The 15,206-nt window shown below is 76.5% G+C and carries 1 protein-coding gene and 1 pseudogene; both read left to right on the forward strand.

The genetic code is table 11. The features are described 5' to 3' along the window. Positions 1-188 precede the first annotated feature (188 nt). Complete coding sequence (locus ACFYOV_RS16195; RefSeq protein ID WP_389087982.1) at positions 189-14,798, forward strand: SDR family NAD(P)-dependent oxidoreductase; 14,610 nt, start codon at positions 189-191, stop codon at positions 14,796-14,798. A 44-nt stretch (positions 14,799-14,842) separates the two neighbouring features. Further along, a pseudogene (locus tag ACFYOV_RS16200) lies at positions 14,843-15,206 on the forward strand (hypothetical protein); the annotation flags it as partial.

The raw sequence follows: 15,206 nt of genomic DNA on the forward strand, positions 1-15,206 counted from the left end.
GCGGCGGTGGCCCTCGCACACCGCCCCCGGCCCGTACGCACCGTGCGAGCGCGCCGACCGCCTCGCCGCCGCGCCGACCGCGCAGCCGGCACCAACCCGTTCGACCGGCGCCACCGGTTGCGCCCGCCCGCAGCCGTCACCACCTGCCCTTACCAGAGCCAGAGTCCACGAGGTCACCCGTGTCCGACATGCCTGCGAACGAGTCCCCGAACGCGTCCGAAGAGCCGCCCCTGACCACCGTGGACGACGTGCGGGCGTGGCTTGTGTCGGCCGTCGCCGAGGCAACCGGACTCGACCCGGTGACCGTCGACCCCGACCGGCCCATCGCCGAATTCGGCCTCGGCTCGCGGCAGTTGATGACACTGGCCGCCGAACTCGCCGACCGCACCGGCCGGACGCCCGACGCCTCCGCGGTCTTCGACCACCCCACGGTCACCGCCCTCGCCGCGGCGGTCCTGGGCGAGGAGGAGCCCCACATCCGTACGCGGTCCGGTGCCGGGCGGGAGGAGCCCCGCGCCCGGACGTCGCCCGGCCGTGCCCGGACCGGGCCGCCCCCCGGCGCCGACGGCGACATCGCGATCGTCTCCATGGCGTGCCGGTTCCCCGGCGGCGCCGACGACCCGGACGCGTTCTGGCGACTGCTCGCCGACGGCCGGGACGCCCTGACCGAGGTGCCCGACGGCCGCTGGGACACCCGGCACCTGTACGACCCCGACCCGGAAGCCACCGGCAGGGCCTACAGCCTGCGCGGCGGCTTCCTGTCCGGCATCGACCGCTTCGACGCGGCGTTCTTCGGCATCTCGCCCCGCGAGGCCGAGGCCATGGACCCGCAGCAGCGGCTGCTGCTCCAGACCGCCTGGGAGGCCGTCGAGCGGGCCGGCATCGTCCCCGGCACCCTGAACGGCAGCGCCACCGGCGTCTACGTCGGCCTCTACGACAGCGGCTACCTCGCCGCCGCCGGACTCGACCGGCTGGACGGGCACGTCGGCACCGGCTCCGCGGCCGCCGTGGCCTCCGGGCGCATCGCCTACGCCCTCGGCCTGGAGGGCCCGGCCGTCACCGTGGACACCGCCTGCTCCTCCTCCCTGGTCGCCCTGCACCTCGCGGCGCGGGCCCTGCTGGCGGGGGAGTGCGACCTGGCGCTCGCGGGCGGTGCGACCCTGCTGGTCACACCTCGTGCACACGTGGAGTTCAGCCGGCTGCGCGCCCTGTCGCCCACCGGCCGGTGCAGCCCCTTCTCGGCGGACGCCGACGGCGTGGTGTGGGCCGAGGGATGCGGCTTGGTGCTGCTCAAGCGCCTGGCGGACGCCCGGCACGACGGCGACCGGGTCCTCGCGGTCGTCAAGGGCTCGGCGACCAACCAGGACGGCCGCAGCCAGGGCCTGAGCGCCCCCAACGGCCGCGCCCAGGAACGGGTGCTGCGCGCCGCCCTCGACGCGGCCGGACTGGGACCGGACGACATCGACTACGTCGAGACGCACGGCACCGGCACGCGGCTCGGGGACCCCGTCGAAGGCGGTGCGCTGGCCCGGGTGTTCGGCCCCGGGCGCCCCGCCGACCGGCCGCTCGCCATCGGCTCGCTGAAGTCCAACATCGGCCACACCCAGGCGGCCGCCGGCATCGGCGGCGTCATCAAGACCGTCCTGGCCATGCGGCACGAGACCCTTCCCGCGTCCCTCGACGCCGGCACACCGACCGAGCACATCGACTGGGCGGCCGGCGGCCTGCGCCTCCTCGACGGCGCCGAGAAGTGGCCGCGCGAGGCCGGCCGTGTCCGCCGGGCCGGGGTGAGCGCGTTCGGGATCAGCGGCACCAACGCGCACGTCGTCCTCGAGGAAGCTCCCCGCGAACCCGCGCCGCCGGCGACCGGCGAGCCCGGCGGCAGCCTCCTGTTCCCCCTGTCCGCCCGCACGCCGGCCGCGCTGCGGCGGCAGGCCGACCGCCTGCTGCACACGCTCGCCGCGCGGCCCGAACTGCCGCTGCCCGCGGTGGCCGCCACCCTGGCCCACCACCGCACCCACTTCGAGCACCGGGCCGTCGTCCCCGCGGCCGACCGCGACACGCTGCTCACCGCGCTGCGCCGACTCGCCGCGGGGGAGGACGGGGCCGAATCCGTCGTGGGCCCGCACCGGGCCCGGCCGCACGGCAAGGTGGCGTTCGTCCTGCCCGGCCAGGGCTCCCAGTGGGCCGGCATGGCCCGCGACCTCCTCGCCCAGGACCCCGTGTTCGCCGACGAGTTCGACCGCTGCGACGCCGCCCTGCGCCCCTTCACCACCTGGTCGGCCGCGGCCGTGCTGCGCGACGACCCAGGCGCCCCCTCGCTGGACCGCGTGGACGTCGTCCAGCCGGTCCTGTTCGCCGTGATGGTGTCCTTGGCCGCCGTGTGGCGGGCCCGCGGCGTCCGCCCGGACGCCGTGGTCGGGCACAGCCAGGGCGAGGTCGCCGCCGCCTGCGTCGCGGGCGCGCTCAGCCTGAACGACGCCGCCGCCGTGGTCGCCCTGCGCAGCCAGGCGCTGACCGGACTGTCCGGCACCGGCACCATGGCCGTCGTCGCCCTCCCGCACACGGAGGTCGAGGCCCGCCTGGCCGGCGGCGACGGCCGGGTGTCCGTCGCCGCCGTCAACAGTGCCCGCTCCACCGTGATCGCGGGCGAGACCCGGCCACTGAAGGCACTGCTCGCCGACCTGGACCGCGAGCAGGTCTTCGCCCGCCGGCTCGACGTCGACTACGCCTCCCACAGCCCCGGGGTCGAGCCGGTCCGCGCGGACCTCCTCGACGAACTCGACGGCGTCGTCACCGTCCCCACGGCCGTCACCTGGTACTCCACGGTCACCGGTGAGCCCGTCACCGGGGAACTGGACGCCGGCTACTGGTACACCAACCTGCGCGAACCCGTCCGCTTCGCCTCCACCGTCGAACGGATGATCGCCGACGGTCACCGCTGGTTCGTCGAACTCGGCCCGCACCCTTCCCTGCTCACCGCGATCCGCACCGTCGCCGAGGACGGCGCCGAGGAAAGCCAGGACGGCCTGGACGCGGGCGCGGCCGTCGTCGCCGTGGGCTCGTTGCGCCGCGACGAGAACGGGACCGACTGCCTGCACCGGGCCGCCGCCGAACTCCACGCACACGGACGGCCCGTCGACTGGCGCCGCCTGGTACCCGCCGCCGCCCCCGCCGACCTGCCGACCTACCCGTGGGAAGCCCTGCGCCACTGGTCCGAGCCCACCGGTGCCGCCACCGCGCCCGGCCTCTTCGACCGGGCCGCGCACCCGCTGCTCGGCGTCCAGCTGCAGTCGGCGGACGAGACCCGCTGGACCTTCCGCGGCGAATGGTCGCCCGCCACGGCCGAATGGCTCCCCGACCACGAGGTGTTCGGCCGTACCGTGGTCTCCGGCACGACCCTGATGGAGCTGTGCCGCGCCGCCCTCGCGGTGGCCCGCCCGCAGAGCCCGGACGACGTCACCGACCTCCTCCTGGCGGCCCCGCTGATCCTGCCCGCCTCCGGCACGGTCGAGGTGTCCGTCGAGGTCGTCACCTCCGCAGCCGCACCCGAGGTCACCGTGCACAGCCGCCGCCGCGGCCAGGAGATCACCGGCTGGACCCTCCACGCCACCGCGACCGCGGACACCCGCGCACCGCTGCCGGACGGGCGGCCGCCCGTCCGGCCCGAGGACGCCGAACCGGCCTGGGACGAGGGCTCGTACGAGCGACTGGCCGGACTCGGCCTCGGCTACGGCCCGGCCTTCCGGTGCGTACGGGAGGCCGTATGCACCGGCGACGGCGAGCTGCTGGCCCGGCTGTCGCTGCCGGCGCCGGCCCGCGACACGGCCCACGCCTACCCCGTCCACCCGGCGCTGCTGGACGCCGCGCTGCACGTGACCGCCGCCCTCGCCCCGTCCGACGACCGGGTCCTGCTGCCCGTCGCGGTGGGCCGCTGCGTCCTGCCGCCCGGCGGTGCGGGCGACCTGACCGCGTGGGTGCGGCGCACCGGAACCTCCGGCACGGACGTCATCCTGGACGTGTCCCTGTGGGACGTCGACGGCTTCCCGGCCGGCCGGCTGGAGGGCGTGCGCCTGCGCGCCGCCGACCCCTCCGACCTGAACGGGGCCTCCGAGAACGCCCGGCACCTCTACGAGGTGGCGTGGACACCGGTGCCCGGGGCGGCGGCGGGGCAGCACGACGGTGCCTGGCGGGTCGTCGGCGAGCCCGCGCAGGCAGCCGGGACCGTACGGGAACTGCAAGCCGCCGGTGTCACCACCGGAGCGGACGCCGACGTCCTGGTGCGCCTGTGGCCGCTGCCCGCCCCGGACGCCGAAACTGCCCCCGCGGCCCGGGAGTTGGCGGCCACCGCGCTGGACGAACTGCGCGACCTGATCGCCCTCGCGCCCGACGAGGCACCGGCCCGGGTCTTCTGGGTGACCCGGGGAGCGGTCGCGGCCGGTGACCGGGACGCCGTGCCCGGCCTCGCCCAGTCCGTCCTGTGGGGCCTCGCCCGCAGCGCCCGCGCCGAGCACCCCGATCTCGGACTCACCCTGCTCGACCTCGACGGACCCGGCGCCGTGGACGCCCTGCTCACCGCCGCCGGTCACCCCGGCGAACCCGAACTGGCTCTGCGTGACGGGGTGTTGCTGGTTCCCCGACTGGTCCGGGCACGCCCCGAGGACGAGCTGCGCGTCCCGGCCGGGGACCGGTACGAACTGGTGGGCTTCCCCGACGAACCGGAGCTGCGCGCCGTCGCCGCCCGGGAACCGGCGACCGGCCGGGTGCGGATCCAGGTGCACGCCGTCGCCCTCGGCGACCAAGCCGGGCCCACCGTGTGCGCCGGGGTGATCACCGAGACGGGTGCCGGCGTCGAGGGACTCGCCGCCGGCCTGCGGGTCGCCGCCCTGACCGAGGGCGCGCCCGGCTCGGAGGTGGTCGCCGAGGCCGGTTGGATCACCGTGCTCCCGGACACGACCCCGTTCACCACGGCCGTGGCCGACCTGTACGCCACCGGCCGCGACGCCTCCGCGGCGAACCGGGCCGGCCACGAGGGTGCCGCCCGGTCCCTGGTCGAGTCGGGCGGGGAGACGGCGGCGGTCGCGTTCGGTGAGGGAGGGGGTGAGGCGGGCCCGGGTGATGTGACGGGCGTGTGGGGCGAGGGGCCCGGCCCGCGTCCGGGTGTGCCGGGTCCCGACGAGGTGGCCGCCGCGCCCGGTGGGTCCGCGGCGGTCGGGTCCGGTGGTGACGCGGCGGACGCGCACGCGCCGGTTCCGTCCGGTTCCGGCGCCGCGCGGGTGACCTCGGGCGGCGACACCGTCCCGCCCGTCATGGCCCCCGCCCGAGCCGTCCACGTCACGGGCTCCGACGCGTCCGCGGTCGACCCGCCCGCCGGTGACGCATCCGGTCCGCAGTCCCGGGTGCTGCACGTCGGCGCCGGCCGCGAGGCGCTGCGGCGGGCCGCGGCCGCGGGGCCCGTCGTGCTCGATCTGGTCGGCCGGGCGGCGCCGGTGCGCACCGACGGGACCGTGCTGATCACCGGGGGACTCGGCGCGATCGGCCGTACGATCGCCCGGCTGCTGGCCGAACGGGGCGTGCCGCGGCTGCTGCTGACCTCCCGGCGGGGCGCCGCGGACCCGCGGGCCGCCGAGGTCACCGCCGAGCTCGTAGCCCTCGGCGCCGAAGCGGACGTGGTCGCCTGCGACGTCGCCGACGGGGCCGCCGTGGCCGAGGTGCTCGCCCGGGCCGGAGGACCGGCACCCCTGAGGGGTGTCGTGCACTGTGCCGGCGTGCTGGCCGACGGCCTGGTCGCCGAACTGACGCCCGAGCGCCTCGCCGAGGTGCTGCGGCCCAAGGTCGACGGCGCCGCCCACCTGCACCGCCTCACCCGCGATCTGCCGCTCGACCTGTTCCTGCTGATCTCCTCGGCGGCCGGTGTCGTCGGCAACGCGGGCCAGGGCAACTACGCGGCGGCCAACGCCTTCCTCGACCAACTGGCCCACCACCGCCGGGCCCTCGGCCTGTCCGCCCAGTCCCTCTCGTTCGGCGCCTGGGCCGGCCAGGGGCTGGCCGCCGAGCACGCGGACCTGGACCGCATGGCCCGCCGCGGCCACCGCGCCCTCAGCCCCGAACAGGGCCGCGACCTCGTCGAGCTCTCCCTGCGCCGCCCCGCCCCGCACCTGGTCGCCTGGGCCCTCGACCTGCCCCGCCTGCGCGACGCCGTCACCTCCGGGCCCGACGGCCCGGCGGCGCTGTGGCGCACGCTGCTGCCCGCGCCCCCCGCCGAACGGGCTCCCGGCGGAGGGCTCATCGGCCGCCTGGCCGGGCTGCCGGAAGTCGAACGCTCCGCCCGCCTCCTCGCCCTGGTCCGCGAGGAGGCCGCCCGCACCCTCGGACTGCGCACGGCGGAGACCGTCCGCCCGGACCAGCCGCTGCGGGACCTCGGCATGGACTCCGTGACGGCGGTCGAACTGCGCAACCGCCTCGGCGCCCGACTCGGCACCCGGCTCCCCGCCACCCTGCTGTTCGACCATCCCACCCCCGCCCGGCTCACCGCCCACCTGCTCACCACCGTCCTCCCCGACGGCCGGACCGGTGCCCGCGCCACCACCACCCCCCGCCCCGCCGCCGGTGACGCCCCGGCCTCCGACGAGCCGATCGCCCTCGTCGCCACGGCCTGCCGGCTGCCGGGCGGCGCCGACGACCCCGAGGCCCTGTGGCGGCTGGTCGCCGAGGGCCGGGACGCGGTGGGCCCGTTCCCCGCCGGCCGCTGGGACGTGGAGTCCCTCTACGACCCCGACCCCGACACCCCCGGCAAGACCTACGCCCGCGAGGGCGGCTTCCTCGACGACATCGAGTCCTTCGACGCCGGCTTCTTCGGCATCACCCCCAAGGAGGCGGCCGCCATGGACCCCCAGCAGCGCCTGCTGCTGGAGACCGCCTGGGAGGCCCTGGAACGCGCCGGGATCGTCCCCGGCGAACTGGCGGGCAGCACCACCGGGGTGTACGTCGGCATGTTCGGCAGCGACTATCTGGCCGGCTCGCGCCTGGACCAGCTCGACGGCTACGTCGGCACCGGGTCCGCGCTCAGCGTGGCCTCGGGCCGGCTCGCCTACGCGCTCGGGCTGCACGGCCCGGCGATGACCGTGGACACGGCCTGCTCCTCGTCCCTGGTGGCGACCCACCTGGCCGCCCAGGCACTGCGCTCCGGCGAGTGCGACCTCGCCCTCGCCGGCGGTGTGACGCTCATGGTCACCCCGCAGACGTTCGTGGAGTTCAGCCGGCTGCGCGGCCTGTCCCCGACCGGCCGCTGCCGTTCCTTCTCCGACGACGCCGACGGCGCCGTCTGGGCCGAGGGAGCCGGCATGGTCGTACTGAAGCGGCTCTCCGACGCGCGGCGCGACGGCGACGAGGTGCTGGCCGTGCTGCGCGGCACCGCCGTCAACCAGGACGGCCGCAGCCAGGGCCTGTCCGCCCCCAACGGCCCCGCGCAGGAACGGGTGATCCGGCGGGCCCTGGAGCGCTCCGGGCTGACCCCCGCCGACATCGACTACGTGGAGGCCCACGGCACCGGCACCACGCTGGGCGACCCGATCGAGGCCAATGCCCTCACGGAGGTCTTCGCCGCCTCGCGCCCAGGGGACCGCCCGCTGCACCTGGGATCCCTCAAGTCCAACATCGGCCACGTGCAGGCCGCTTCGGGCATCGCCGGACTGATCAAGGTCGTCGAGGCGCTGCGCCACGAGGCCCTGCCGCCCACCCTGCACGCCGGCACGCCCAGCCGTCACGTGGAGTGGGACGAGAGCGGACTGCGCCTGGTGCGCGAGCCGACGGCCTGGCCCGCGGGCGGGCGGACCCGCCGGGCCGGGGTGAGCGCGTTCGGCATCAGCGGCACGAACGCGCACGTGATCGTCGAGGAGGCCCCGGCCGCGGACGCCCCCGGCGCGGAGCCGCGAAGCGCCCCGGGCGACGGGCTCTTCGTGCTGTCCGCGCGCAGCGAGCACGCGCTGCGCGGGCAGGCCGCGCGGCTGGCCCGGCACCTCGGCACCATCGGCGACGAGGACACCCTGTCCGACGTGGCGTACACGCTCGCCCGCCACCGCAGCCACTTCGAGCGGCGCGCCGGACTCGTGGCGGCCGGACGCGACGAACTGCTCGCCCGGCTCGACGCGTTGGCGAGCGGACGGATGCCCTTGGCGCCCGCCCGCCAGGAACCCGGCGGCAAGGTGGCCTTCGTCTTCGCCGGGCACGGCGGACAGTGGCCCGGCATGGGCCTGGAACTGATGGCCGAGTCGCCGGCGTTCCGCGAGGAACTCACCCGCGTCGACGAGGCCGTGCGGCGGCACGTCGGCTGGTCGGTCCTCAACGTGCTGCGTGCCCCGGAGGAGTTCTCCCCGCTCGACCGCACCGAATACCTCCAGCCGGTCCTCTTCGCCGTCAACGCGTCCCTGGCCGCCGCCTGGCGCGCGCTCGGCGTCACCCCCGACGCCGTCGTCGGGCACAGCCTCGGCGAGATCGCCGCCGCCTACACCGCGGGCGCCCTCGGCCTCGACGACGCCGTCACCGTGGTGACGGCACGCGCCCACGCGGTCCGCCCGCTGGTCGGCCAGGGCGGCATGGTGGCCGTGGACCTGCCGCCCGCCGACGTCGAGGAACTCCTCGAGCCGTACGCCGGCCGGCTGTTCGTCGCCGCGGTCAACTCCCCCCACTCCACAGCCGTTTCGGGCGAGTCCGGCGCCCTGACCGAACTCCGGGAGCGATTGGAGGCGCGCGGGGTGACCGTGCGCCGGCTGTCGACGCCGTTCGCCTCCCACACCCCGCTGATGGAGCCGCTGGGCGAGGAACTCCTGACGGCGTTCTCCACCGTCCGGGCCGCACCGGCGCACACGCCGCTGTACTCGGCCGTACGCGCCGAGCCCGTTGCGGGCGAACACCTCGATGCCGCCTACTGGTTCGCCAATCTGCGCCGGCCCGTGCGCTTCGCCGACACGATCCGCCGCATGCTCGACGACGGCTACCGCCACTTCGTCGAGCTCAGCCCGCACCCGTCGCTCACCGCGTCCGTCGAGGCGGTGGCGGCCGAGGCCGGGACCGAAGCGGCCGGCATCGCCTCGCTGCGCCGGCAGAGGGACGGCCGCGCCGTCCTGCTGGGCAGGGTCGGCGAGCTGTACGCGGCCGGGCACACCCCCGACCTCGCGGCCCTGTTCCCGGCCGGACGCCGGGTCGATTTGCCCACGTACGCCTTCGCCCGGGACCGCCACTGGCTCGCTCCCGCCCCGGCCGCCGCGTCCGGCTCCTCCCCGCTCCTCGGCACCCATGTCGAGGCCAGCGACGAGCCCGACCGGCACCTCTTCCAGAGTGAAGTGGACCTGCGCGACCGGCGGTTCGCCTACCTGACGGACCACCGCGTCGGCGGCGAGGTGTGGCTCCCCGGATCGGCCTTCCTCGGCATGGCACTCCAGGCCGCGGCGGCCCTGCATCCCGGGGGCGGTGGCGCGGGCACCCGGCTGGCCGACGTCACCTTCCTGCGGCCGCTGCGCCTGGCCGAGGACGGGCCCGTGACCCTGCAACTGGTGCTGCGGCCCGCCGTCGACGGCGCCCGCGACTTCACCGTCGCCGCGTCCGCACCCGGTGGCCGGTGGGAGCGGCACATGACCGGCCGGCTCGTCACCGGCGCGCCGGGAGCCGCGGAGGCACCCGGGGACACCGATGCCGCGACAGGGCCGCCGACCCCCGCCGCGCTGCGGGAGCGGCACACCGAGACGGCCGACCCGTCCGCCCTCTACGCCCGGCTCGCCACCCTGGGCATCGACTACGGGCCCGCCTTCCGGGGCCTGACCGAGGCAGTGCGCACCCGCTCCGCCGCACTCGCCCGGCTGACCCCCCGTGCCGCCGAGGGGCATCTGCTGCACCCCGCCGTCCTCGACGCGGCCTTCCACAGCGCCGGACTGCCCAGCGACGCGCCCGACGGCCGGGCCTTCGTCCCCGCCGGGGTCGGCCGGCTGCGCTTCACCGGGCTGCGCACCGCGCCCGCGTGGGTGACCTGCGCGCTGCGCTCCGTGGACGGCGACACCGCGACCCTCGACCTGTGCCTGTGGGACGAGGACGAGCGACTCGTCCTGGAGGCCGAGGAGTTCCGGCTCGCCGCGCTGTCCCCGCTGGACGGCGCGCTGTTCGAGACCCGCTGGCAGACCCGCCCCCGGCCCCGGGAGACCCCCGCCGAAGGCCGCTGGCTGGTCCTGGCGGACGACACGGGCGTCGCGGACGACCTCGCGGGGCGGCTCGACCCGACGGCAGCGCACGTGGTGGCGCAGCGCGGGGAGACCTACGGCGCCGAGGGTCCCGGCCGCTACGCCCTCGACCCGTCCGACCCGGCCCAGCTGGAGCGGCTGCTGGACGAGGAGTTCGCGGACGCGCCGCCCGAGCGGGTGGTCCAGCTGTCCGCGCTCGACGCGCCGGCCGTCGTGGACGGCAGCAGTGCCGAGAAGGCGGCCCGGCTGTGCTGCCTGAGCACCCTGCACCTGGTGCGGACGCTCGCCGACCGGCACCGGGGCCGCGCCCCGCGCCTGTTCGTCGTCGTCCGCGGCAGCCAGGCCGCCGGGGACAGCACCCGGGTGACCCATCCGCAGCAGGCGCTCGCCTGGGGCTTCGGCCTCGCCGTGGCCCAGGAGTACCCCGAACTGTCGACCACCCTGATCGACCTGCCGGACACCGGCGGCGCCGATGCGCTGTGGACCGAGCTGCGCCACGCCGACGACGAACGACTCGTCGCCCTGCGCGATACCGGCCGGCTCGTGCCGCGCCTCGCCCGCACCCGCCCGGACGACGGCGGAAACGGCGACGTCACCCCGGACGGCGTCCACCTCGTCACCGGTGGGCTCGGCGGCCTCGGCCGGGTCGTGGCCGAGCGGCTGGTGCGCCGCGGCGCCCGCCGGCTGGCCCTGCTGAGCCGCGGCACTCCCGGCCCGGCCGCCGCGGCCTGGATCGCCGGGCTGGAACGGCGCGGCGTCACCGTGCACCTCGCCCGCGCCGACGTCGCCGACCGCGCCGCCCTGGCCGCCGCCCTGGACGCCGTGCGAAGGGACGCCGGGCCCATCACCACGGTCGTGCACGCGGCCGGTGTCCTGGACGACGCCACCGTCGCCAACCTGACCGAGGAGCGGGTCCTGCGCGTCCTCGCGCCCAAGGTCCTCGGCACCGCCCTGCTCACCGAGCTCGTTCCGGAGGCGGACAGGACAGTGCTGTTCGCCTCGGCGGCCGGGCTGCTCGGCTCCGCCGGACAGGCCCCGTACTCCGCTGCCAACGCCTTCCTCGACGCCTGGGCCCACCACCTCTCCCGCGCCGGACGGCACGCGCTCAGCCTCGACTGGGGCGCCTGGAGCGGCGTCGGCATGGTCGCCGCCTCCGGCACCCGGGCCGCCGAGACCGCCAGGTCGGGCCTGGTCGCCTTCTCCCCGGAGGAGGGCGGCGAGCTGTTCGAAAAGGTGCTGGCCACCTCCCGGCGCCAGCTGGCCCCGCTCGCCCTGGACCGCGAGATGCTGGCCCTCGCCCCCGACGTGGTCCGCACCCGACCGATCCTGGGCGATCTGGCCGGCGCGCCGGCCGGCACCGCGGACTCGGACGAACTGGTCCGCAAGGTGTTCGCCGCCACCACCGACGAGGACCGCGCCACCTGGCTCGAGGCATACGTACGGGCCAGGATCACCGCCGTCTCCGGAGGCGTCGTGGACGTGTCCGCGACCACCGCCCTGAAGGAACTCGGCCTGGACTCCCTGATGCTGGTACGCCTGCGCAACGACTTCGCCCGCGAGCTGGGCGCCGAACTGCCCGCCGCGGAGGTGTTCTCGGCCGCCGACACCCGGGGACTGGCCCGGATGCTGGCCACCGCCCTGCCCGAGCGCGGTACGACCGCTCCCGGGGGGCAGGCCGGCGGCCCCGGCACGGAGGTCCCCGAGCGCGAACTGCTGCCCGCCACCCGGGACGTGGTGCGGCTGCTGCGCAGCGCCCGGCCGGACATGCCGGGCGCCGCCCACGGCATCGGTCTCGCGGTACGGCTCACCACGCCCACCACCCGCGACGCGCTCACCGCGATCCTGGCCCGGCTCACCGCCCGCCACGCCGCCCTGCGCACCGGCATCACCCCCGGCGACGAGGGCGGATGGCGGCTCCGCGTGGACCGGGACCTCACCCAGCCGGTGCTGCGCTGGAGCCACCTCGCCGACGCGCCCGCCGCCGGAGCAGCCGACCGGCTGCGCGCGCTGCTGGAACCGCCGTTCGACCTGGCGAAGCCGTCGCTGTGGCGGTTCGAGCTGCTGGACGGCGGCGAACACGGCCAGGTCCTCGTCTTCGGCGCCCACCACGCGGTGAGCGACCTCCAGTCCCTGCTGCTCGTCGCGCAGGAGATCGACGCCGAGCTGTCCGGCACCCCGCTCGACGGCACCGTCACCAACCGCGACGTCTCCCTGCTGATCGAGGCCCAGCAGGGCGGCGGCCGCCACCCCGACGGCACCGCCGCATGGGGCGCGGCCTTCGAGGGCGCCTCCCGACTCGACCTGACGCTCAGTCACCCCCGGCCGCCGGTACGGTCGTTCCGTGCGGGCAGCGTCACCGTGACGATCCCCGACGGCCTCGGCGCACGGGTGTCCGCCGCCGCGAGCCGCCTCGCCGTCACGCCCGCCGCGTTCTGCCTCGGCACCCTCACCGTGCTGCTCGCCAGGAAGCGGGAGCGGGAGCGCTTCGTGCTCGCCGTGCCCGTCGACACCCGCATGCACGCCGACGCCTACGACGCCGTGGGCTTCTTCGGGGTGCCGGTGCCGTTCCCCGCGCAGGCCGGGGCGGCGGAGCGCATCGAGGAGGTGCTGCGCCGCACCGACCGGCGGCTGGAGAAGATCCTCGCCAAGGGCGCGATGTTCTCCGACGTGCTGCCGGCCCTCGCCCGGCAGGGCCTGCACCGGCCCGCGGCCCCGCTGGTCGAGGTCTACTTCAACTACGTCCGCTCCTCCGCAGGCCGCCTGGACCACCTCGAGGTGCTGCCGGCCGGCACCGGCTACTCCGACCTCGACCTGATGATCACCATGACTCCCGACGCGGGCCGGATCCGGCTGGACCACAACCTCGACATCCTCGACGCGGAGACCACGACCGGACTCGCGGAGGAGTTCCTGCGGCTCCTGGAGGAGGCGGCGCAGGATCCCACCGCGCCCGTGACACCCACGGGCGGCGCACCGGCCGCACGGGGTCGCGTCGCCCTCGCCGCGACGTTCGCCCTCGGCAACCTGCCGGCGCTGTGCGGGACGGCGATCGGCGAACTGGTGCCCGGACGGGCGCCGTCGGTCGCCGAGGCGCCGTACCACCAGGTGCTCGCAGCGCTCCAGGATCCCTCGGGTGTCCTCGCCGACCCGCGGACCCGGGCGGGCGTGGTCCTGCTGCGCGGAGCCGACCTCGAGCGCTTCGGCCCGGTCGACGACGCCCTGCTCACCGACCTGCGCGGCGCCTACCCCGCAGCCGTGCGCACGCTGGCCGAGCGCACCCGCACCCCGCTCGTCGTCGGCTTCCCGCCCACCGCCCGCCCCGAGGACCGCTACACCCGCTGGGAGCGCGAACTCGCCGCCGAACTGGAGGAGGTGCCCGGGGTCGCGGTGCTCGGTCCCGACGACTGGACCCGGCACCACACGGTCGCGGAACCCTTCGACGAACGCACCGAACGGCTGGCCCACCTGCCCTTCACACCACAGTTCCAGGCGGCGGTGGCGCTGACCCTCGCCGAGGTCCTGCGGACGGTGCTCCGGCCCGCGCCCAAGGTGATCGCGGTCGACGGCGACGAGACCCTGTGGGGCGGGGTGGCCGGGGAGCTGGGACCGGAGTCGGTGGACCTGACCGGGCCGCGCGCCCTGCTGGCCCGCCGGCTGTTGCGCTGGCGGGAGGCGGGCGCCTTGCTGATGCTCGTCAGCAACAACGACGAGGACACGGTCCGCGCCGTCCTCGACCGTCCCGACAGCCTGCTGAAGCCCGAGCACTTCAGCGTGCTGTCGGCGGCCTGGGGCCCCAAACCGGACCGCCTCGCCGAGGCCGCCCGGGGCCTAGGCCTCGGTCCGGACAGCTTCCTGTTCCTCGACGACAACCCCGCGGAGATCGCCCGCATGCGTGCCGCGCTTCCGCAGGTGCTGTCGGTGACCTGTCCGTCGGCCGCCGAACTGACGGCGTTCCTCGGCCGGTTGTGGCCGCTGGTGCCCGCGGCGGCCACCGCCGAGGACGGGCTGCGCGCCCGGTTCTACGCACAGGAACGGGAACGGGACGCGGTCCGCGCCCAGGCCGGGTTCGAGGAGTTCCTGGCCCGGCTGGACCTCGAGGTGGACATCCGCCCGCTGACCGGGGCCGATGTGCGCCGTGCCGAGCAACTGGTGCGCCGAACCAACCAGTTCACGCTGCGAAGCCGCTCGGCCGACGGCGGGGACCTGGACCGGTGGCGCACGAGCGGCGAGGTGTGGACGGCCGCGGCGCGGGACCGGTTCGGCGACTACGGACAGATCGCACTGCTGGCGCTGCGGGCGGACGGCGACCTGCTCGACGTCCTCGCCTGGTCGATGAGCTGCCGGGCGCTCGGCCGGGGCGTCGAGGAACGCCTGCTCCAGTGGCTGGCCGGCCGGGCGGGCGAACTCGGCTGCGCCAGGGTCCGCCTGACGGCGGAGCGCACCCCGCGCAACGTGCCGGCCCGCCGGCTGCTGGCCGCGCTCGGCGCGGGAGACCAGGACGACGAGCACCTGGAGGCCGTGGTGACACCGGAACACCTGCGGGCGTTCCGCTCCTGGCGGCAGCGGTAGGCACGGCCGACGAGGGGCCGGCGGAGCGGAGAGGACACGGACCAGTGAAGGAAGTCGACGGCAGTGAAGACGGCGAGGCTCTGTTGATGCGTGAGGTGAACGAGGACACGGCGGCATACGCCGAGTCCGTGGAACGGGGCGGCGGCACGCTCGGCGTGCACGAACTCCTCGCGAAGCTGGCGCCGTCGACCCCGGCACCCGGCTCCCCGGCGCCGACCCCACCGGCGCCCACGGACTCCCCGGCGGAGCCGACATCCGCCACGGGATCCTCCGTGCCGGTGTCCGGGGAGGCCGCGGCGGTGTCCGGCGCGGCTCCGGCGTCCGACGTGTTCCCGCCCGCACGCGGGTCGGATGCGGCTCCGGGAGTCCGCCCGTCGGGGTCCGCGGAGCCGGTTGAGGGGCCGGTGC

The sequence above is a fragment of the Streptomyces sp. NPDC005931 genome (genome assembly GCF_042871235.1).
In the GTDB taxonomy this organism is placed as follows: Bacteria; Actinomycetota; Actinomycetes; order Streptomycetales; family Streptomycetaceae; genus Streptomyces.